This is a genomic window from uncultured Chryseobacterium sp., from assembly GCF_936933875.1.
Taxonomy (GTDB): domain Bacteria; phylum Bacteroidota; class Bacteroidia; order Flavobacteriales; family Weeksellaceae; genus CAKZIK01.
On the sequence record NZ_CAKZIK010000030.1, the window covers coordinates 1 to 22,678 of the forward strand.

The following is a 22,678-nucleotide window of genomic DNA, read 5'->3' on the forward strand; positions in this document are numbered from 1 at the left end:
CTGTCCCCAAAGTTCCGAAACCGTGTGCATCATCTACCAAAAGTCTGAAGCTGTAATCTTTTTTGAATTCGCAGATTTCTTTCAGTTTTCCTTGTTGTCCTGTCATCCCGAAAACTCCTTCGGTAATAACTAAAATACCGCCACCGTTTTCTTCGGCAACTTTTTGTGCACGTTTGATATTTTTTTCGAAACTCGCCATATCGTTATGACGGTACATGAAGCTTTTCCCCATGTGAAGACGAACACCGTCCACAATACAGGCATGAGAATCTGAATCGTAAACAATAACGTCGTGGCGAGAAACCAAAGCATCAATAGTAGAAACCATTCCCTGATAACCGAAGTTCAAAAGATAAGCTGAATCTTTCTTTACGAAATCTGCCAGTTCTCTTTCCAACTGCAAATGTTGGTCGGTTTCCCCGGACATTGCTCTTGCTCCCATCGGATAAAACATTCCGAATTCTGCGGCAGCGTCTGCATCCGCCTTTTTAACTTCAGGATGGTTACAAAGTCCCAAATAATCGTTTGCGCTCCAGAAAATTACTTCTTTCCCCTGGAAAATCATTCTCGGCCCAATTGGACCTTCTAATCTCGGGAAAATAAAATAACCTTCGCCGTAATCAGCAAACTGTCCAAGTGGACCGGGATTCTGCTTGATTCTTTCAAAAATATCTACCATTATGTATTGTTTTAAATTCTAAATTGATATGAACGCAAAGTTAATTAAATTTACCACAATAAAAAAGCCTTTTGCTTAATAACAAAAGGCTTTTAATATGATATTTTCCACATAAATTATTTGATAAATTCCGTCTTGAAAACTTCGTCATAATTATGAACGCAATTGCTGGTGAAACCCATTTCTGCCATCCATTTGTCGCTGTAAACTTTTGTGATGTATCTTGAACCGTGATCCGGGAAAATACAAACAACTACGTCATCATTTTTAAATTCGTGTGAATTCGCGTACTGCATTAATCCCTGTACAACTGCTCCTGTCGTGTAACCTCCCATTATAGCTTCTTTCAGGGCGATTTCACGCGTTCTGTAAGCAGACATTTCATCGTTTACTCTTACAAATTCATCAACCTGGTCAAAAAGTAAAGCTCCCGGAATCAAATTTTTTCCCATTCCTTCAATCTGATAAGAATGAATATCTTCCTGATTGATTTGTCCGGTTTCGTGATATCCTTTCAAAATAGAACCATCGGCATCAACGCCGATAATTTTAATATCCGGATTTTGTTCCTTCAAAAATTTTGCAGAACCTGAAAGTGTTCCTCCTGTTCCTGTACACGCAAAAAGGTGAGTGATTTTACCTTCAGTTTGCGCCCAAATTTCAGGACCGGTTGTAGCGTAATGTGCATCAATATTCAGTTCGTTGAAATATTGATTGATGTAAATAGAATTTGGAGTTTCTGAAGCCACTCTTTTAGCCACTTCATAGTAAGATCGAGGGTCATCTGCAGGAACATTTGCGGGGCAAACATAAACAGTTGCACCTAAAGCTTTTAGATAGGCAATTTTTTCAGCCTTCGTTTTATCGCTTACTGCAAGGATACATTTGTAGCCTTTCACGATGGAAACCATCGCAATAGAGAATCCGGTATTTCCGGAAGTGGTTTCTACGATAACAGAATCGGGTCTTAGTAAACCTTTTTTTTCAGCACTTTCGATAATATGAAGTGCAATTCTGTCTTTTGCAGAATGTCCCGGATTGAACGACTCCAGCTTTGCAAAAACATTCCCCGGAATGTCTTTGGTTACTTTGTTGAGTCTAATCATTGGTGTATTACCAATTAACCCTAGGATATTATCGTAAACATTCGTCATTTTTAATTTTTTTTCTCGAAAAAATCGATTGCAAAATTACTAATTTTTTAACTGATGTAATCATTAATGTTAATAAATTGTGACATAGCGGGTTACATTTATGACATTAATCATATTTCCAAGACTAATTTACAAAAAATGCACCGAAAAATATAATCTCTCAAAAGTTAAGGAAAAGCAGATAAAAAACATTATTTTTGGCAGTTGAAAAAGTATTTAAATTGTTTATGAAGGACTGGTCTTTTAAGAAATGGAATACCATCTTAGGATGGGTTGTTTTCGTAATTGCATTTATCACATATCTCTCCACAATGGAGCACTATCTGAGCTTCTGGGATACCGGAGAATATATTTCTTCGGCGGTAAAACTGGAGGTTACACACGCACCTGGAGCTGCTTTGTTTCAGCTTGTGGGAGCTGTTGCTGCCATTTTCGCTTTTGGAAATGGTGAAAATTATGCAATTGTCATCAATGCCATGTCTGCACTTTTCAGTGCTTTAACGATACTTTTATTATTTTGGACCATTACGCATTTGGTTAGAAGACTTTTGAATAAAGATTTTGAGCAAATTACCAAACATCAAGAAATTGCGATACTTTTCGCGGGAGTTATAGGCTCGCTTGCTTTTACTTTTTCGGATACTTTTTGGTTTTCGGCGGTAGAAGGAGAGGTTTATTCGATGGCGTCTTTGTTTATTGCACTATTGGTGTGGCTGATTACGAAGTGGGAAAACGAATATCACGATGCAGACAATGAAAGATGGATTATCCTTATTTTCTTCGTTGTTGGGCTTTCTGTAGGAGTTCACATGATGTGTATGCTTGCAATTCCGGCTGTTTGTTTTATTTATTATGCAAGAAATTATCAGTTTACCTGGAAAAATTTTATCTGGGCAAATGTGATTACTTTAATTATTCTGGCTATCGTTTTCAAAGGAATTTTCCCATTGATTATGACGATGTTCGGAAAGCTTGAAATTTTTGCTGTGAATGGTGTTGGTTTGCCTTTCCACACAGGAACTTTAATTGCTTTTGCTTTATTGATTGGAATTTGTTATTTCGTTTTGAAACAATCCAGAAAAGCCACAAAAAATATTTACAGAACGGCTGCACTTTCAGCAGTATTTATGATGATTGGTTTTGCATGTTGGTTGGTTATTCCAATTCGTGCAAACGCAAATCCACCAATGAACCTTAATAATCCGGACAACGCCATTGGAATGCTGGATTATTATAACCGCGAACAGTACGGAGACTGGCCAACAATTTACGGACAAAACTACACCGCTTATCTTGATGCGAATGGAATGCAGAAAAACGAGGACGGAAGCTTAAAAACTGATAAAACCGGAGACGTTTACGAAAAAGACGAAAAATCCGGAACCTACAGAAAAGTAGGAGAACGTTTCAACTATGTTTTCAGTAAAGACCACGTGAGTTTTATGCCGAGAATGTTTAACGAGGATAAAGACGTTATGGCGAATTACATGTCGATGTACGGAAATCCTGATTTTACATTCAATTATAACAATGAAGATGCTGCAGACAGTCCTGAAGCTAAGCAGTATTTTGATGATTTAAGAAAAAAGTATGATGAAGGAAGCATTGAAGTTTCCGATTATTTGGAAGCAAAAAAATATGATTTAATTAATGTTCAGAGACCGTCATTAAGTCAGAATTTAGATTACTTCGTCACTTTCCAGAACGGTTATTATTTTGTGCGTTACCTGATGTGGAATTACGTTGGAAGACAGAACGATTTGGAAGGTCACATGGAAAATACCAATGGAAACTGGATTTCCGGAATTCCGTTTATTGATAATGCTTTGTGGGGAAATCAGGACAATATGCCCGCAAAATTCAAAAATGAAAGCACCGTTGCATTTTTCTTTCTGCCATTTCTTTTAGGATTGATAGGTTTCTTTTATCAGGCCAACAAAGATTTTGGAAGATTTTATGCCATACTTTCTCTGTTCATCATCACAAGTGTCGGAATTATTTTCTACACCGGCGTAAAACCTTTTGAAGTAAGAGAAAGAGATTATGCGATGGTTGGTTCCTTCTATGCTTTTGCCATTTGGATTGGTTTGGGAGCTGCCGCAATTCTGTGGTTTATTCAGGAAAAAGTAAAAAGCAACGCTGTCAATTTCGCAGCAGGAATTGCACTTCTTGGAATTCCTTTGATGATGGGCTTCCAGAATTATAATCCACACGACAGAAGCAGCAGGTCTGCAGCTTACGATTATTCGTATTCTGTATTAAAATCTTTGCCGAAAAACGATATCCTTTTTGTTTACGGCGATAATGATACTTATCCGGTTTGGGGATTCCAGGAAACTTCCGGCGTAAGAAATGATGTAAAAGTGGTCAATTTTACATTGCTTTCAACACCTTGGAATATTGACCAGGTTCGAAGAAGAACTTATGATTCGATGCCGGTTCCATCAAGTTTGACTCACGAAGAATACCGCGACGGAACCAACGACCAAATTTATTTGATGGGCAAAGACGACTGGGAAAATATGTTTGCAAACCTGAAAGACCAAGGCGCTCCTGATACTGCTTTGGCAGGTTTCAGAAAATATTTAACTCAGGATTCAATGACAGTTCAGGAAGCAGTGAATTTCTTGAAATCCAAATCTGAAGACAAAGACCAAATCCTGAAATTGCTTTTCGGAGAGGAAAAATATGAAAGATTTAATTTGTTGCCGGTTTCTAAGTTTATTATCCCGGTAAATAAAGCAAATGCTGTAAAATCAGGAATCATCAAGCCTCACGATGCAGCTCTTGCTGTTGACCATTTGGTGGTGAATTACAAATCGCAAAGCATGTTCAAAAGCAATATGATGATGCTGGATATTTTAGCGAATTTTGACTGGAAACGCCCAATCAACTTCTCTACCGGTGGAATTTATGATGATGAAAGTATTTTCTATCTGAATGATTATCTTCAGTACGACGGTTTCAGCTACCGTTTGGTTCCGATTCTTACTCCAGAGAAGGAATCCGGCGAAATGGGAAGGGTAGATGGAGACGACCTTTACAATATTGTGAAAAACTTCAAGTGGGGTAATTTCAAAGATGTGAATGTACATTTTGATGAAACCTGCACCCAAAATATTATTGGCTACAGAAGTTCGGCAAGTCGTGCTGCAGATGCTTTGGCGGCGAAAGGAGAAAAAGCGAAAGCTTTGGAAATACTGGATTTGGCGAGTCGTGAAATTCCGGTTTCCAAATACAACGACCCACGTTCTTTAAGTTCAATGGTTTATGGTTATATCGTAGCAGGACAAGAGCAGAAAGGATTGAAACTTGCTGAAGAATTGAAAAAAGGAATTTTCACAGAATACGATTATTACAGCAGTCTTTCTCCACAGGAACAGAAATTTGTAGGAAAACAAATGCGTGCAAAACCTTTTGAATATTCGTTAATTGTAGAAGCGGTAACAAGCGCTTACGAGAAATTAGGCAATAAGGATAAATCGTACGCATATCTTGTAAAATCCATAGAACCTGTTGATAAAAGATTCAACACTTTTATTAAAAATCTTGAACAAATGGGCAAAGAAAAGGCTTACAAAGAATCTGAAAATGTTCAGAAAATTGCACCTTTCTACCAATATATCTTTGAGGTGATGAAGCCTTACGATTCTACTTATTCCAAAGAAAAGATGAATCAAATCACCACGCAAATCATGAAAGCAACTCAGTAACCAAACTGTGAATCATAAGCGGGCTTTAGCCCGTTTTTTTTGTGCCATAACATTGGCTTTAGCCGAAATTTAAAATTATCTTTGTAAAAACTTTTGCAAAAACACATGCAGGAAAATCTACAGAAGTACGCTAAACTTCCTATTTACGCTGTAATTTTTACAGTTTTATTTAAATTGCTTTTTCTCCTCACACATCACATTCAGGAAGATGCATTTATCACTTGGCGGGTTGCGCAGAATTTATTGGATTATGGCGTGATTGGCTTCAATGGAGATACCAAAATTTCAGCTTCCACAACGCATTTGTACGTTTTTGTTTCGTGGGTTTTCAACGTCATTTTTGGTAAGGAAAATTTTATTTATCCCATTCTGATTTTCAATTCGATATTATTCACCATTGGAAGCTATTTTCTTTCAAAATTAATTTTGAAAAACGCCGTTCATCAGATGATTTTCATCTTTTTGTTCGGGATTTTACCACCTTCAATCAAAATTTCAATCCTGGGAATGGAATACGGAATTCTGTTCTTTGTGGAAATGGCTTTGCTGTATTACGGCTTTTCGAAAGGAAAAATATGGGCACAAATTGTTTTCCCCATCCTGATTTTATTCACAAGAATTGATACGGTAATTTTCCTCGGAATTGTTTTCATAATTGATTTCATCTGGAACAAAAAAATCCGCTGGTATTATATCTTAGGGGGATTTTTAGGCGTTTTCGCGGTGGTGAGCTTCAACTGGTTCTATTTCGGAGAGTTTGTGAACAACACCATTGTCGCTAAAAAACTGCGCTACGACCAACAGTTTACGCCGCGTTTAAGCTGGATTTATTTCAACCAAAACTGGGGGAATTTTTGGGGAATGCTGAAACTTCCGGGATATTTTAATCCGTACACGGTTCTGGTTTTGATTTTTGAATTGGTGTGCTTTATTTTTTTGGTTCGAAGAAAGGAAAGCAGAAATCTTTTCCTTTGGATTATTTTCATCTTTGCTTGGGCGAAACAAATCATTTTCATCTCACAAAAAAGTTATTTCGACTGGTATTACTGGGTTCCGCAAATTCTGCTTTTTGTGCCGGTTTTAGTTTTCATTTTAGAACAGAAACACAGAAAATATTTATGGTTTTCTTTGCTTTTGATTTTTTACATTTTGCCGATGTTGGCTTTCCAAACGATACATTCCATCGCTACAGGAAATGGAGAATGGAACTACAGAAGAAGTATCGGATTGTATTTAAATCAGTATGAAAAGGACAAAAATCAATGGATTTTGCTGGAACCTGCAGGTTATGTTCCATACTTTTCAGGCTTGAAAACTATTGATGAAGTTGGTTTGGTGGACAAAGAAATTCAGACCGAAATGATCAAAGACAAGCCGAATTACTGGATTAACACCGTTAAAAACAGAAAACCGAAATATCTGCTTTCGTACGAAGATTTATTCAATGGTAAAAATGCGGAGTATTACAAAGCAAATTATAAGCTACTGAAAGAATTCAGAATTAATCAGTATCTTCATTCCGAGAACAAAATTCTTCAGAAAATTTATGAACTGAAACCTTCCGGAACAGATTACAATCTTTACGAAAGGAAATAAATTACTTATTGCTCATTACTAATTACTTATGAAATTCTGCGCTTTTCTTCGCGGTGTCAACGTCAAAGGAACTTCTATGAAAATGGCTGAAGTTGTTGATGTGTTTAAAAAAGCCGGAGTGGAAGATGTTTCTTCGGTTTTAGCTACGGGAAATATTTTGTTCAGTTCCGATAAAAAAGCTGTTGAACTCAAGAAAATTTTGGAGAAAGCAATGTCGGTTCACTTTAATTACGAAGCTTTTCTGTTCATTAAATCTGAAAACGAAGTCAAGGAAATTTTCGAGAGTAATCCATTTACAAAAGACGAAAACTTTCACATTTACGGATTTGTTGGCAATAAAGATGTCGAAAAGATATTGTTTGAAAACTTTAAAAAAGCCGACAAAGCAGATGATGAAGATGGTTTATTAAAAAACGGCAACTTTTTTTGGCGCGTTCCGAAAGGCAATACTTTGGATTCCACTTTTGGAAAAATTTTGGGCAGAAAAGACCTGAAAGACCAATTCACCTCAAGAAATATCAATACCTTTGAAAAAATCGTTAATAAATTTTAACCTTTAACTCTGAGTTCAAAACCCGAGACAGAAATATGATTCAATATTTAGATAACATCCACCACAAAGATTCCAAAAATTTTTTTCTTATTGCCGGTCCTTGTGCCATTGAAAGCGAAAACATGGCTTTTGAAATTGCTGAAAAAATTGTGAAACTTTCAGACAAATACAATATACCATACATTTTTAAAGGTTCTTTCAAAAAAGCCAACCGTTCCCGAGTAGATTCTTTTACGGGAATTGGAGATGAAAAAGCTTTAGAAATCCTGAAAAAAGTAGGAGAGCATTTTAATGTTCCTACAACGACAGATATTCACGAAAACGAACACGCTGCTTTGGCTGCACAATATGTAGATGTTTTGCAAATTCCTGCGTTTTTGGTTCGTCAGACAGATTTATTAATTGCTGCAGCCGAAACCGGAAAATGTGTAACATTGAAGAAAGGTCAGTTTTTATCTCCAGAATCGATGAAATTCGCTGTGGAGAAAGTAAAAGACTCCGGCAACGTTAAAACCGCGATTATTGAACGTGGAAATTCTTTTGGATATACCGATTTGGTGGTAGATTTTAGGGGAATTCCGACGATGAGAAATTACGCGCCCGTTATTTTAGATGTAACGCATTCACTTCAGCAGCCGAACCAAAATTCTGGTGTAACCGGAGGAAGACCGGAACTGATTGAAACGATTGCCAAAGCTGGAATTGCAGTTGGTGCAGACGGAATTTTCATCGAAACACATCCAGACCCAAGCTGTGCAAAATCTGACGGAGCCAACATGCTAAAGCTGGATTTATTGGACGATCTGCTTGGAAAATTAACGAGAGTACGAGAAGCAATTTTATAGATAACTCAGCTTTTTATCGCTAATTTTATAAAAAATAAAATCATGAAAAAAGTTTCCATATTTACGATGCTTTTTCTTTCAGCAATTTTTTTTGCTCAAAAAAAGTCTGTTACTTACACCGTTTCCGGCGGAGCTGGTTACGCAACAATCGCCGCAAAACAAAAAATGATTGGAAGTGGAACACTAGAAGTTAAACCAGGATTTCATGTGGGTTTAAGCACCGCTTTTCTGATGCCAAACAGCGATGAAATTGAATTGGGAGTTTATTATCAGCAAAATAAATTGGAGGTTACCTCTGCTCCAATGCCAAATAATCAAACTGTTACCTCACGAAACCTCAATCTTATCTTTATTCCTCTGAATTACAAATACAATTTCGAGAACAAATTTTTCATCAAAGGCGGCCCAATTTTTTCGATAGACAGCTTTAAGGAAGACGGTTATTTCGATAATTTTTCAGGAATTGGTTTTGGGGTTTCTGCCGGCAAGGATTTTGGCGAGGGAAATGTTAAATTTCGTTTAGCGCCTTTTGCCAACGCACATACTTTACTTTCCTTCAACGATAATAATGACTTTATCACAGACTTCGGATTACAGCTTGGACTAGTATTTTAATTGAAATTTCATGTTGAAAAAACTCTTTACCTTTTTTGTATTTGCACTTCCGGTTTTTATTTTTTCTCAAATTAATCTGAGAATTTTGGATGAAAACGGAAAACCTGTTTCACAAGCTGCGGTAAGCTACAATAATTCGACTTTTACAACCAACGAATCAGGTTTTGTAAAAATACCTTTAGCCATTACAGAACAGTATCTTTCAGTACAGAAAGAAGGCTTCAAAGGTTTTTCCAAAACAATTAAAACCAGTCCGAAAATTCAAAACCTGAATGTACTTTTCTTACCAATTAGCAAAGAAAATGAAATTGAGGAAATTGTTTTTCAGAAAAAGGCAAAACCAAAAATTACAGATTTAACCTCCATTGAAATTTCAGCCAAAGAAGCGCAGCAGGTTGCTTCTATTTCAGGCGGAATTGAAGGTATTCTGAAAACTTTACCATCAGTAAACTCCAATACCGAACTGTCGTCCCAATACATGGTTCGCGGTGGAAACTACGATGAAAACTTAATTTACATAAACGATGTTGAAATCTACAGACCTTTTCTTATAAGAAATTCTCAGCAGGAAGGGATGAGTATCATTAATCCCGATATGGTTTCTGTTATCAACTTTTCTCCCGGTGGTTTTGAAGCGAAATACGGCGATAAAATGTCTTCAGCTTTAAATATTTATTACAGACAGCCTACAAAATTTGAACTTTCTGGTGAAGCAAGTTTAATTGGTGGAAGACTTTCAACAGGATTTGCTTCTAAAAATAAAAAATTGTCTGCACTGTTTTCCGGAAGATACCGAAATACAAATCTTGTGCTGAATACTTTGAATGAAGACACCGATTTCAATCCACAATACATGGATTTCCAGTCGTACATCAATTATAACATCAACCCAAAATGGAATGTTTCGTTTATCGGTTATTATTCCAAAAACGATTACGAAATGATTCCGAAAAGCAAGGAAGTGGACTTCGGTACGCTGCAAACTCCTTTAAAATTAACCGTTGGTTATGCCGGAAAAGAAGATGATATGTACCGAAATATGATGGGAACAGCATCTGTCACCTTCAAACCTAATAAAAAATGGACGTTCACGCTTGATAATTTTGCGTATCAAAACCGTGAAAAAGAATATTACACCATCGCTTCCGGCTACGAATTGCAGACTTTCGACCCGGAAACAGGAGAGCCAATTACATCATACGATGTTGGTGGACAAATCGACCATGCAAGAAATGATTTGTTGGTAAAAACTTTCGGAAGTCAGTTCAAAACAAGATTTTCTCCGGATGCGAATACGAATTACGAAGTTGGAATTAAGTTGGAGAAGGAAAAAATCCGAGACTTAACAAATGAATGGCAACTGATCGATTCCTTAGGCTACAGCCAACCAAGAGACTGGACGAATCCCGGAACTTTGGATGCTTCAACTTTAGCTTTGAAATACAATATCAGTGGAAACAACGATATTTCTCCTACAAGACTTTCTGCTTTTGCACAATATTCTAAAAAATTTGAATGGGGAAGAAGCAAAGCTTTTATCAACGCGGGAGTTCGTGCACAACATTGGGATTTTAATGATGAAACCATTGTTTCGCCAAGAGCTCAGTTTGCCATAAAACCAGATTGGAATGCAGATATGTTGTTCAAAATTTCGGCGGGAGTTTATTATCAGGCACCTTTTTACAAGGAAATTAAAGATTTGAGTGGAAGCTTCAATCCAAATATTAAAGCGCAGCAATCTATTCAGTTAATTCTTGCGAATGACTACGAATTTAAAATGGTGGACAGACCTTTTAAATTAACGACAGAAGCGTACTACAAGAAATTTGATAAACTAATTCCTTATTACATCGACAATGTAAGAACAAGATATTCCGGAGAAAATAATGCAAAAGGTTACGCTTACGGATTGGATACCCGACTTTTCGGAGAATTTGTTCCGGGTGTAGATTCGTGGATTTCTGCAAGTTATGCCCGTGTTTTTGAAAATATTGAAGACCGCGGAAACATTCCGAGACCAACGGATCAACGTTTCCGTTTCTCGATGTTTTATCAGGATTATATGCCTAAATTTCCGAGCATGAGAGTGAACTTGACTTTGGTTTATGCGAATGGTTTACCAACAGGAACTCCCGTAACAATTGATCCTGTAACGAATTTGCCCGATTTCAGCGCCCAATACAATTATCAAAGAAGATTGCCGTCTTACAAAAGAGTGGATATCGGACTTTCCAAAGTTTTCATTGACCAAAAAGACAATAAAGCTTCCGGAAATTTCTGGGGTAATTTTAAAGAACTGACTTTAGGTGTACAGATTTTCAACGCTTTCAACATCAGCAATACCGTAGCAAATCAGTGGATTAATGATGTAAATTCTGGTTACAGTTATGCCGTTCCGGTTCGATTGACAGGAAGATTCTTCAATGTGAAATTAGAATTTAAACTTTAAACTTCGAAGAACCTTATCAAATGTTCTAAATATTTGACACAGTTTTAGGTAAACAATTTTTAATCTAGGTTTTAATCCTATTCGAAGAAAGCGTTATAAATCTGTAAACAAGCATTACTGCGGAAAGTGTTAATCCTAATCCAAGCGCAATCCACATTCCAAAAGCGCCCATTTTCTCCCACACACAAAGGATGTAGCCTAAAGGAATGGTAATGACCCAATAAGCGATAAAAGTAATAATAGAAGGAATTTTCACATCCTGAATTCCTCTTAAACTTCCCAAAGCAACCACCTGAACTCCATCTGAAAGCTGAAACAAAGCTGCAATAATCATAAGTTTTGAAGCAAGCAGAATCACGTCAACATCTTCTTTTTTGGTAAAAAATGTAGGCAAAAAATTTCTTCCTAAAATAAATATCAAACCACAAAAAAGCATGAAAAGAAACACAATTTTCAGATTGTTGATTCCTACTTTCTGAAGTTCCACAAAATTTTTCTCCCCGAGTTTTCTACCAATCATCACCGTTGAAGCCACACTGAAACCAATACAAAGATTAAAAGTGAACGACGCCATCGAAAGCGCAATTTGGTGTGAAGCAATATCTTTTGCTGAAATTAAACCACAAATAAAAGCTGCAGCTGCAAAAGCTGTTACTTCGAAAAACATTTGTAATGCTGTTGGAAAACCAAGCTTCAGCATTTTATCGAACATGGCTTTGGAAAATCCTGCAATTTTCAGTGAAAAATCTTTGATATATCTTTTCGTCTTTTCCTGATTTAAAAGAACGAAATAAAGGAAAATCATCATAAAAATTCTTGCCAATAAACTCGCCAAAGCTGAACCTTTTACACCCATTGGTGGAAATCCGAACATTCCTTTAATGAAAACATAATTCAGAGCGATATTAATCACATTTGCGATAATAGTGGCTTTCGTTACCCCAATTGTATAAGAAAGTCCTTCTGAAACCTCTCTTAAAGTCTGAAAAACCATGAACGGAATAATACTCACCGTCATGATTGTAAGAAACGAAATGGTGTCCGGAATAATTTCTTTGGGCTGATTCATGTGATAGAGCAATGGTGTCGCCGAAATCAATAAAATCATTAGTAATAAGCCAACTGCAAGATTAATGACAAATCCATGGCGAAACACCGAATTAATTCTCTCGTGATTATTTTGCGAATGCGCTTCCGAAACCAAAGGCGGAATGGCAAACGAAAATCCGAGTGCAAAAACAAACACCGAGAAAAATACGGCGTTTCCTAAGGAAACTGCCGCCAAAGCCTGAGCTCCAAGTAATTTACCAACGATAATATTGTCGAATAAATTTACCGAAACCTGTCCAACCTGTGTTAACATTACAGGGAGCGCCAGTTTCAGGCATTCTTGAGTATAGTTTTTATTTAAAAATCGCATGAGTTTTCTAAAAGAAAAAGTTTGCAGCAAAATTACTGCAAACTTTTTCAAAATATTTTAAAGTTATATGATTTTATTTTCTTACAAAACTTGCCACATCTTCTGCACTTACGGGGTTTGCTCCCAAAATAATCAATCTTTCTACAACATTTCGAAGTTCACGGATATTTCCTGTCCAACTGAACGCTTCCAAAGCTTTAATTGCAGCTGGATCAAATTTTTTCTCTGCCGTTCCCTGGTCTTCGGCGATATTTTTCGCAAAATGCTCTACCAAAAGCTGGATGTCATCTTTTCTGTCGTCCAAAGGCGGAACGTAAATTTCGATTACAGAAAGTCTGTGGTACAAGTCTTCACGGAATCTTCCGGCTTCAATTTCGGTCTGCATATTTTTGTTAGTCGCAGCCAAAACTCTTACGTCCACTTTAATTTCTTTGTCGCTTCCTACGGGAGAAACTTTGCTTTCCTGTAATGCACGAAGCACTTTTGCCTGTGCAATTAAGCTCATATCACCAATTTCGTCGAGGAAAATAGTTCCATTGTTCGCCAATTCGAATTTACCCTGTTTGTCTTTAATAGCTCCTGTAAATGAACCTTTTACGTGTCCAAAAAGTTCGGATTCAATCAGTTCCGAAGGAATCGCCGCACAGTTTACTTCTACCATTGGTCCTCTGGAACGCTCACTTTGAGAGTGAATCGCATGCGCAACCAACTCTTTTCCGGCACCGTTTGGTCCTGTAATTAAAACTCTCGCGTCGGATGCAGCAACTTTCTCAATCATGTCCTGAATTTTTTTCAGGGCAGGAGATTCGCCAATCATCTGATATTTTTTGTTGACTTTTTTCTTTAAAGTTTTATTTTCGGTTTGAAGGGATTTGTTTTCCTGTTTTAAATTTCCTTTATCCAAGGCATTTTTTACGCTGGTAAGCAAACGGTTGATATCAATAGGCTTTGAAATGAAATCGTAAGCACCTTCTTTCAGCGCAGAAACTGCGGTGTCGATATCGGCATGACCGGAAATCATCACAAAAGTGGTTTCTGGTTTTATTGCAAGAGCCTGTTTCAACAGTTCTGTACCGGAAAGTTTCGGCATTTTGATGTCGGAAATAACAAGCGCAAAGTCTTCTTTTTCTATCTGTTTAAAGCCTTCAAGACCGTCTTCAGCAATTACAAATTCTGCATCTTTCAACTCGTCGGAAAGAATGCTGTGAAGGACGCCCGAAATGGCTTTTTCGTCTTCTACGATTAGGATTTTCTGCATAACTGCAAATTTAATGAATATTTAAAAATTTCGGAAATAATTATTCATTTCGTAACAAAAATTATTCCTTTAACGTAAGTTTAAGTGATTTTTTTCGTTAAATTTTTCACAAAGAATAATTTCGGTCTCCAAAAATGGCAGAACCTACACGAACGGAGTTTGCACCACATTCAATAGCCAATTCAAAATCGCCGCTCATTCCCATCGAAAGGGTTTCGAGTTTTTTCTGAAAACTTAGTTGATCGAATAGCTGTTTCAAAAAAGTAAATTCTCTGCGGATTTGTGCTTCATCCTCAGTAAAAGTCGCCATTCCCATTAAACCTGTAATTTCAACATTTGGGAAATTTCCCTGCAGATATTTCAGGAAAAGTTCTTTGGTTTCATTCACTTCGAGTCCGGTTTTGGAATCTTCTTCAGCAATTTTTACCTGTAGCAAGACTTTAATTTTTCTATGATTTTTTGCAGCCTGTTTACCAATTTCTTCCAGAAGTTTTTCGGAATCCACACTTTGTATCGTATCTACAAAAGGAGCGATGTATTTTACTTTATTGGTTTGAAGATGACCGATTAAATGCCATTGAATATCGTTGGGAAGTAAGGGTTGTTTTTCACACAGTTCCTGTACTTTATTTTCACCGAAAACGCGCTGCCCAAGATCATAAAGATTTTGTATCTTTTCTGCTGGATGGGTTTTAGATACTGCAACCAGTTGTACATTATCGGGTAAAAGGCTTTTAATCTGATTAAAATTAGCGGCTAAATATTCGGGAATCATCGTGATAGAAGGAGTTGATGTAAAAATGGGTGTTTTTCCTGTGAGTAGGTTTCAAATATACTCTAATTTTGCGTAAACTTAAAAATTATAGGACCATGAAATCAAAATTACTTGTGTTAGGATTGCTTTGTGCACTGCTTGTTAGCCTGCTTTTCCAGATGTGTATTCCAAAATCGAAACCGGAAGCTATTAACTACAGCTATAAGGATAAAATTATTACAAAAGAACAGGAGAAGATATTAGAAGATACTTATACCAAGTTTAATTACAGCCTTATCAATGAAAAAAGAGATCCAAAATTACCAGATTCCCGCGAGTATTGGTATTCTTTGGAAACTTTAGAAAGCTATATTGAATTTGTAAAAAGCGAAGCGAAAGCAAAAGGATATCAAAATATGGGTATTAAAATAAAAATGGGACAATATCCTAAAGAAGGAAAATTTGACGATAGAGTTCCTGCAAAATACAACGGTTATCAAACAATTTATTTTGTACCGACTGGACAACTTAAAGTAGGTACAGCACAAATTCAAAGTAGTGGTACCGGCTCTACAGGAACCGAAGCAATGCCTACAGATAAAGAAGTGGAAGAAATTCCGGGAATGGATATGGGGCATCTTAATCCACCAAAATAAGAAAAAAATTAAAACTGATTATGAGCACTAGTCGAGAAATTTTCACTCTACTTCTTAATTTTTTTTATTTAGTTATTCTTGTCTTTTTGCTTATTTACAAGAAGAGATTAGGTAAACAAATCTGGTTATTTATTTTTGCAATGCTTACTGTGGTAATTACAGAATGGGTTGTTTATATTGTAAGAATCTTTAACAGCAAATTTAATGTAAATCTATTTTATTCGGTGGGAATTGCTGTTATTTTTTTTTCTGTTATGCTTATTTATTTTTACAAAATTTTAGAAACACCGAGGTTAAAAAAAATACAGCTTTTAATAATTGTTTTAAACATGCTTAATTTGCTTGCATCCTTTCATTTAATTGAGGACTTTTTCTCAACATTCTCTTTTTACAATTACTTTGTATCGATAATATTGCTTTTATTTTCCGTAATGTTGTTTTTCTATGAGACTTTTAATAGTGAAAAAATCTTACAAATTAAATCTTATTATCCTTTTTGGATTTCTATTAGTTTAGTATTTATATATCTTGGAATTCTCCCTTTGTTAATCATGAGTCAAACAGTCGGAGAAAAACTGAATGGAAATATTTTTGGTGCAATGCTTTTTTCAATAAACCTAATTGGTTATTCAATTTTATTTATTGGGATATTTTACAGTAAAAATGATTTTCAAAAAAAGTTAAAATTTGAAAAATAGTGACTTGGATATGCTCCTCATTATGTCGAGCATTGTTATCCTTCTTCTTATATTAATGATGGTGCTTATTTATCTTTTCTATGTAGGAAAGAAAACTCAATTGCTTGTTTCCCAAAAAGAAAAGGAAGCACAGTTTGAACAGGAACTCGCATTGGCGCAGATAGAAATGCGGGAAATGACTTTAACTTATGTTGGTCAGGAACTTCACGACGATATTGGGCAGAAACTTTCGGTTGCGAAAATGATGAATAACCAAATGATTTCGAAGACAGAAGGCGAAACAAAGGATAACCTGAAAGAAATTAACGATTTGTTGGGTGAAAGTATTCAGGATATCCGGAACATGTCTAAAACGTTTATTTCTGAGCAGATTGAACATTTCGGATTGATCGACTCGCTGGAACTGGAAGTGAAAAGGATTTCGAAACTGAACTTAATTGAAACCGAGTTTTCCACCAATAAAAACGATATCGACATTAATCCAAAGGACGGATTGATTATTTTCAGAATTATTCAGGAAAGTATCAATAGCGCACTGAAGCATTCTAAAGCAAAAAAACTGGTGATAACTGTTTCTGACGAACCCAATATTCTTTTGGTAAATGTTGCTGATAATGGTGTCGGTATTTCCGAAAACGCAGTGAAAAGCTCAGGTTTGGCCAATATGAAAAAAAGGGCAACCATGATTAAAGCAGATTTAAATATTAATTCTGAAAAAAATGTCGGAACTTCACTTCAACTAATTTACCCAAAATCCTAAAAGCCATGGAACCGATAAAAGTAGCCATTGTAGATGATCATCAGCTGATTTCCAAAGCACTGGAAAACGTGATTTCCGAGAATAAAAAATTCAAAGTAGTGATGAACAGTCCGAATGGTGAAAAATTTTTGGAAGACTACGAAAGTATAGCTATAAAACGCGATGTTGTTTTGATGGACGTTAATATGCCTTTGAAAAACGGCATCGATACCACTGAAGAACTCACGAAAAAATATCCGGAAGTAAAAGTAATTGCATTAACGATGGAAGACAACGAAAATACCATCATCAAAATGCTGAAAGCCGGCGCAAAAGGATATTTGCTGAAAGATACACAACCCGAAATGCTTTTTGAAGCTTTGAAAACAGTATATGAAAAAGGAGTTTTTTATACGGATATGGTTGCACAAAGTTTACTGAAAATTAAAACCGAAGAAAAGGAGCATAAAAATATAATGAACGAACTGAAGGATAAGGAAAAAGAATTCATAAAATATTCTTGTTCCGAACTGACGTATAAAGAAATTGCAGACAAAATGTTTTTGAGCCCTAAAACCATTGATGGATACAGAGATTCTGTGTTTATCAAACTGGATGTAAAAAGCAGAGTAGGTCTTGTTTTGTATGCGATAAAACACGGTTTGCAATAAAAAGGGTGTTTTTCCCCTTTTTTGGTGAGACCTCTTTTTTTACTTTTACAACACATTAAAAAAAACACTTACTAACACAAATGATGAAAAACCGGCTTTTCGAGGTCGGTATTTTTTATGGGTGTTTTTCCTCTAATTTTTATAGGTTATTTCCTTTTACATTGGTTTGTTTTTCAAGATACCTTTGGGTAAACAAAACAGAAAAACTAATAACCATTTCTTCATATTTTATTTATTTTTTTCGCACCAAAAAACCACATGATTTTCTTTCATGTGGTTTTTTGATGATAGGGTGTTTTTCCTACAAAAAATTCAGTTAAATAACGCTCTTAATATATTGTTTTTCATTTTATCTTTGGTGTAACAAAAATGAAAAACTAATAACCATTTCTTATATTAAGAGGATGTTTCTACAGAAAACCAAAGATCCCGTAAGATGTTTGGTTTTTTATTTGGTGAGTTTTTCTCTGAACTTTCTCATCCCTTCTGAAGCACCACATTTAAAACAGTTTTCCGAATGAGTGAAACGATTTTCGAGATTTGGATCAATAACGAAAATTTCGCAATTTTCCGGAATTTCATGAATTAATCCTGCAGCCGGATAAACTTGCATTGATGTTCCGATAACCAAGAAAATGTCTGCATTCGACGCTACTTCTAAGGCATTGTCCATTTCAGGAACCATTTCCCCAAACCAAACAATGTGCGGACGAAGTTGGTTTCCGTTTTCATCCAAAGTGCCTAAATTCAAATCCTTTTCCCAAGGAATTATATTCGTCAAAGAATTTACAGGACGCGCTTTCCTGAGTTCACCATGAAGATGCAAAACTTTTGTAGAACCGGCTCTTTCGTGCAGATCGTCTACATTTTGGGTAATGATTTCAATATCGAAATCTTTTTCCAAGTCGGCTAAAATTTTGTGCGCTTCGTTGGGTTCAACTTCTTTAAGCTGTCGCCTTCTTGCATTGTAAAAATCCAGAACCAGTTGCGGATTTTTCGCAAAACCTTCCGGACTTGCAACATCTTCAACACGATGATTTTCCCAAAGTCCATTAGAGTCCCGAAAAGTTTTAATACCACTTTCGGCAGAAATTCCGGCACCGGATAAAACGACCAATTTCTTTTTCATTCGTTAATTTTCTTTTTACAGAACTGTTCTCTGAATTTTAACTTGTTAAGCTGTCTTTCTATAATGAGTTTTGCGATGGTGTTTCCTGAACTTTGAGTTTTATCTTCAGCCTTTAAGGCTTTTGTCAGTTTATCTTCGCTGATGTCAATTCGGTAAAGGAGATTTATAAGTTTGTTAAAATCCTTGTCAATCAATTCGTTAATATAAACGGCGAGTTTGCTTTCCAAATCATCTTCTTCGTAATTTTTAAAAACTTCCGCAAAAGAATTGCTGATTAGTTGATTCATTAAATATTCATGATTTGTTCTGCTCGAATCTTTCATCACATTAAAATTTGATTTAAAAAATAGGGCATTTTGGATTCCGCAGTACTAAAGTATTGTTGAAAAAAAAATCAGCCGATGTAAGCCTTATTTTTCATCATTACTTATTAAACCATCTGTTAAAGATTTCCACTGGAACTTGCTTCCTGCAATCATTCCGCCAACGGCAACTAAAAAATTCCGCACTTTTTCAACCGCTGACAAATCTTCAAGATTGGGTTCTTCATTTCTACCGTGAACTTCCGCCGAAACTGTATTTTTTTCTCTTTTTATAATAAAATTTGAAGTTGCTTTTTCATCAAAAAAATGCGCGGTTTTTTCCTCCGGCTTTGTGGGATCGCAAGTTGGTCTTACCCGAATGTAAACACTTTCGCAGTTAGGCTCTTTCGCTTCTAAAATATCCTCAATTCTTACCCAGTCGAAACCGTTACCAGTGGGATTTTTTAACCCCGGAATTTTAATTTTGAGATAATCACCAATTGCAGGTTTTTCAAGCAGAATTTCACCTGCATTATTCCGCAGTGAAAACTCCGCTTTTTCCTTTCCTGCAAACAGTTCCCATGAGTTGATATCCAAAAATCTTTTTTTTACTTTTTCAAAATGGAGGCGAGCTTCCGCATCGGATTTAAAAACAATTGTGGAAACCGTATCGCTGGAGCCACCTTGTATTTGTACGGGAATTTTTATATCCATTCTAATTGATATTTAATTTTACAGCATTAAGTCTCAAAGAATTTATAATCACAGAAACCGAAGAAAAACTCATAGCAGCTGCAGCAATCATCGGGCTCAGTAAAATTCCGAAAACAGGGTAGAGTAAACCTGCGGCAATCGGAATCCCGATAGTGTTGTATATAAATGCGAAAAAGAGATTCTGCTTAATGTTTTTCAAAAGTTCCTCACTCAAAATTTTTGATTTAGCAACGCCTAAAATATCTCCTTTCAGTAAAGTAATTTCAGCACTTTCGATAGCGACATCACTTCCGGTTCCCATTGCAATTCCGATGTTAGATTGTGCTAAAGCTGGAGCGTCATTAATTCCGTCTCCCGTCATCGCTACAATTTTTCCTTCAGCCTGAAGTTTTTTTACAGCCTCCATCTTGTCTTGTGGAAGCGCACTTGCCACAAATTTTTGAATCCCGAGTTCACTGGCAACAGCTTTTGCAGTATGTTCGTTGTCACCCGTAATCATAATGACTTCCACACCATCATTTTGTAGAAATTCAACTGCTTTTTTGGATGTAGATTTAATTTTATCTGAAAAAGTTAGAAATCCTAACGTTGCACTGCCTTTTGCGAGGAAAGAAACTGTTTTTGCCTGATCCTGATTTTCCACCACTTGCTTTCTAAGAATTTCAGGAATTTCAACATTGAACTGTTCCAAAAGTGCCTCATTTCCCAGCAGAATTCGCTCCCCATCAATATTTCCTTTAACGCCTTTTCCGGAAATATTTTCGAAATTTTCTACTTTTTCAAAATTACTTACAGAAGCAGTTTTGAATTCATCTAAAACCGCTTTAGACAAAGGATGTTCCGAATTTTGATTGAGTAAAGCCGCCAATTTCAGAATTTCAACTTTTTGAGAAGTATCTGCGGTAACAACTTCTTCCAGACTTGGTTTGCCTTCAGTTAAAGTGCCGGTTTTATCGGTAATTAGGACATTTACTTTTGCCATTTGCTCCAAAGCTTCTGCATTTTTAATCAGAATTCCGTTTTTGGCGCCTTTTCCAATTCCTACCATCAAACTCATCGGTGTTGCTAAACCAAGCGCACAAGGACATGCAACAATTAGAACAGCAACAGCATTTGCAAAAGCCAGAATCCATCGGTTTTCACCACCAAAAATAACCCACAAGACAAAAGTCAAAACAGAAATCAGAATTACTGTCGGAACAAAAATTTTCGAGACTTTATCTGCGAGTTTTTGCATAGGCGCTTTGCTGCGACTTGCAGCATTCACCATGTCAATAATTTTTGAAAGAAGTGTGTCGCTACCAATTTTCTCTGTTACCATCAAAAAAGTTCCGTTTCCGTTGATGGTGCCGGAAGTTACTTTTTCATCAATTTTTTTCTCCACTGGAATGGGTTCTCCCGTAATCATGCTTTCATCAACTGTAGAATTTCCTTCTGAAATTTTCCCATCAACAGGAATTTTTTCACCGGGTTTTACGCGCAGAATATCTCCAACTTTTACTTCGGAAAGCGGAACTTTTTTTTCTTCTCCGTTAATCATTAAGTTGGCTTCATCGGGAGAAAGATTCATGAGTTCTTCTATAGCTTTGCCGGTTCTTTGGTGTGCTTTCGCTTCCATCAGTTGTCCCAAAATAACCAAAGTCAGAATTACAGAAACAGCCTCAAAATAAAGAGGAACTTTTCCTTCATGTGTCATTTGATGAGGAAGTATATTTGGAACAAACAAAGCCACTAAACTGAAAAGAAAAGCTGCTGCAACTCCCAAAGCAATCAACGAAAACATGTTAAGGTTCCAGGTTTTGAAGGAACGGTAACCACGAACGATGAGGAACCAACCCGCATAAAACAAAACCGGGAGCGTTAAAATCAGTTCCAAAATTCCCTGAACTTGATGCGAAAACGGCCATTTAATCCACATTCCACCCATTGAAAGAATAAAAACCGGAATAGTGAAAGCTACAGCAATCCACAATTTTCGTGATAAAATTTTTACAGTACCATCTTCTGCAAATTCACCGGCCTTTCCCGGAATTTGTACTAAATCCATTCCACAAACCGGACAGCCAACATTGCTTTCGTAAACTTTGTCGCCTTCACAGAACATAGGGCAGTAGTATTTTCCGGCTCGGTCATCAGTAATGGACAATGAGTGATGAGTAATATTTTCAGATTGCTTATTGCTCATTAATAATTGCTCATCAATTTTCTCCAAATGCATATGACAAACCGGGCAACCAACATCAGAATCGTAGGTTTTATCAGCTTCGCAGAACATTGGGCAAAAATATTCGCCTATTTTATCTTTAAAGTTTTCGGGAAGATTGGTTTTGGAAAAAGTTTGAGGCTTGTTTTTATATTCCTCCTTTTCCTCAATGGGAACGAGATACATATTGCAAACCGGACAGCGTTTTCCCTGCTCAAAATAGACTTTTTCGCCTTCGCATTCCATAGGGCAATAGTAAACAGAACTTGGGGAAATGCGGTCTTTTGGGGGAATTTGAATGGTTTTTTCTGTTGAATTTAATTCAACCAAAGCATAATTTCCGGCTTCTTTCAATTTGGAATTTAATTCATCTAAAGAAATTTCATGGTGAGAGTGAATTTTAACCAAAGCATCCTCAAGATTAATTTCCGCGTGAATTCCGTCGATTGAATTTAAAGTTTTTGATATTTTATTTTGGCATCCGGAGCAAGTCATTCCGGTTACGCGATAGGTTTTTTCCATACGATTAT

The 22,678-nt window shown here is 36.3% G+C and carries 19 protein-coding genes; 10 read left to right on the forward strand and 9 right to left on the reverse strand.

Annotation, left to right across the window (positions count from 1 at the left end):
• Both Q0252_RS05125 and Q0252_RS05130 read right to left on the reverse strand, forming a co-directional pair.
• On the reverse strand, positions 1-679 hold a 679-nt coding region (locus Q0252_RS05125), incomplete at its 3' end, for a pyridoxal phosphate-dependent aminotransferase family protein (RefSeq protein ID WP_297984456.1).
• Positions 680-795: 116 nt separating this feature from the next.
• Positions 796-1,833, reverse strand: coding sequence for a PLP-dependent cysteine synthase family protein (locus tag Q0252_RS05130; protein ID WP_297984457.1), 1,038 nt, complete (start codon positions 1,831-1,833; stop codon positions 796-798).
• Between the two features lie 227 nt (positions 1,834-2,060).
• Here Q0252_RS05130 and Q0252_RS05135 point away from each other — a divergent pair, with 227 nt between their 5' ends.
• From Q0252_RS05135 to Q0252_RS05160, 6 genes are all read left to right on the forward strand, one after another.
• Positions 2,061-5,546: a DUF2723 domain-containing protein gene (locus tag Q0252_RS05135; RefSeq protein ID WP_297984458.1), complete on the forward strand. Its 3,486-nt coding sequence runs from the start codon at positions 2,061-2,063 to the stop codon at positions 5,544-5,546.
• 105 nt (positions 5,547-5,651) lie between these two features.
• Positions 5,652-7,142, forward strand: coding sequence for a hypothetical protein (locus Q0252_RS05140; protein ID WP_297984459.1), 1,491 nt, complete (start codon positions 5,652-5,654; stop codon positions 7,140-7,142).
• 28 nt (positions 7,143-7,170) lie between these two features.
• Entirely contained in the window at positions 7,171-7,695 is a 525-nt protein-coding gene (locus Q0252_RS05145; protein WP_297984460.1) for a DUF1697 domain-containing protein, read from the forward strand.
• A 35-nt stretch (positions 7,696-7,730) separates the two neighbouring features.
• On the forward strand, positions 7,731-8,540 hold the full coding sequence (kdsA, locus tag Q0252_RS05150) for a 3-deoxy-8-phosphooctulonate synthase (RefSeq protein ID WP_297984461.1): 810 nt from the start codon (positions 7,731-7,733) through the stop codon (positions 8,538-8,540).
• A 42-nt stretch (positions 8,541-8,582) separates the two neighbouring features.
• Positions 8,583-9,155: an outer membrane beta-barrel protein gene (locus tag Q0252_RS05155; protein ID WP_297984462.1), complete on the forward strand. Its 573-nt coding sequence runs from the start codon at positions 8,583-8,585 to the stop codon at positions 9,153-9,155.
• 10 nt (positions 9,156-9,165) lie between these two features.
• Positions 9,166-11,604: a TonB-dependent receptor plug domain-containing protein gene (locus Q0252_RS05160; protein ID WP_297984463.1), complete on the forward strand. Its 2,439-nt coding sequence runs from the start codon at positions 9,166-9,168 to the stop codon at positions 11,602-11,604.
• 64 nt (positions 11,605-11,668) lie between these two features.
• Here the strand turns inward: Q0252_RS05160 and Q0252_RS05165 are convergent, their stop codons facing one another.
• The 3 genes from Q0252_RS05165 to Q0252_RS05175 all read right to left on the reverse strand — a co-directional run bounded on the left by Q0252_RS05165 (position 11,669) and on the right by Q0252_RS05175 (position 15,057).
• On the reverse strand, positions 11,669-13,024 hold the full coding sequence (locus Q0252_RS05165) for an MATE family efflux transporter (RefSeq protein WP_297984464.1): 1,356 nt from the start codon (positions 13,022-13,024) through the stop codon (positions 11,669-11,671).
• A gap of 73 nt (positions 13,025-13,097) precedes the next feature.
• The gene (locus tag Q0252_RS05170) at positions 13,098-14,282 is read right to left on the reverse strand and encodes a sigma-54 dependent transcriptional regulator (protein ID WP_297984465.1); all 1,185 of its coding nucleotides are present in this window, start codon (positions 14,280-14,282) and stop codon (positions 13,098-13,100) included.
• 106 nt (positions 14,283-14,388) lie between these two features.
• On the reverse strand, positions 14,389-15,057 hold the full coding sequence (locus tag Q0252_RS05175) for a YggS family pyridoxal phosphate-dependent enzyme (RefSeq protein WP_297984466.1): 669 nt from the start codon (positions 15,055-15,057) through the stop codon (positions 14,389-14,391).
• Positions 15,058-15,152: 95 nt separating this feature from the next.
• Here Q0252_RS05175 and Q0252_RS05180 point away from each other — a divergent pair, with 95 nt between their 5' ends.
• Genes Q0252_RS05180 through Q0252_RS05195 form a run of 4 tightly spaced genes read left to right on the forward strand, consistent with a single transcriptional unit; the run spans position 15,153 to position 17,800 of the window.
• A complete protein-coding gene (locus tag Q0252_RS05180; RefSeq protein WP_297984467.1) occupies positions 15,153-15,692 on the forward strand; it encodes a hypothetical protein in 540 nt (179 codons plus the stop codon).
• Positions 15,693-15,712: 20 nt separating this feature from the next.
• The gene (locus Q0252_RS05185) at positions 15,713-16,390 is read left to right on the forward strand and encodes a hypothetical protein (RefSeq protein ID WP_297984468.1); all 678 of its coding nucleotides are present in this window, start codon (positions 15,713-15,715) and stop codon (positions 16,388-16,390) included.
• Complete coding sequence (locus Q0252_RS05190; RefSeq protein ID WP_297984469.1) at positions 16,380-17,150, forward strand: ATP-binding protein; 771 nt, start codon at positions 16,380-16,382, stop codon at positions 17,148-17,150. The genes Q0252_RS05185 and Q0252_RS05190 overlap by 11 nt, the downstream gene beginning before the upstream one ends.
• Positions 17,151-17,155: 5 nt before the next feature.
• Positions 17,156-17,800 carry a response regulator transcription factor gene (locus Q0252_RS05195; protein WP_297984470.1) on the forward strand — a complete coding sequence of 215 codons (645 nt, stop codon included), beginning with the start codon at positions 17,156-17,158 and terminating at the stop codon, positions 17,798-17,800.
• Positions 17,801-18,248: 448 nt separating this feature from the next.
• Here the strand turns inward: Q0252_RS05195 and Q0252_RS05200 are convergent, their stop codons facing one another.
• The 4 genes from Q0252_RS05200 to Q0252_RS05215 form a co-directional block, all read right to left on the reverse strand.
• Positions 18,249-18,929 carry an NAD-dependent deacylase gene (locus Q0252_RS05200; protein WP_297984471.1) on the reverse strand — a complete coding sequence of 227 codons (681 nt, stop codon included), beginning with the start codon at positions 18,927-18,929 and terminating at the stop codon, positions 18,249-18,251.
• Entirely contained in the window at positions 18,926-19,252 is a 327-nt protein-coding gene (locus tag Q0252_RS05205; RefSeq protein WP_297984472.1) for a hypothetical protein, read from the reverse strand. Before Q0252_RS05205 ends, Q0252_RS05200 begins: the two co-directional genes overlap by 4 nt.
• Positions 19,253-19,339: 87 nt before the next feature.
• Positions 19,340-19,945 (reverse strand): hypothetical protein, encoded by a 606-nt coding sequence (locus Q0252_RS05210; protein WP_297984473.1) that lies wholly within the window; start codon positions 19,943-19,945, stop codon positions 19,340-19,342.
• A 1-nt stretch (position 19,946) separates the two neighbouring features.
• Complete coding sequence (locus Q0252_RS05215) at positions 19,947-22,670, reverse strand: heavy metal translocating P-type ATPase (RefSeq protein WP_297984474.1); 2,724 nt, start codon at positions 22,668-22,670, stop codon at positions 19,947-19,949.
• Between the last annotated feature and the right edge of the window lie 8 nt (positions 22,671-22,678).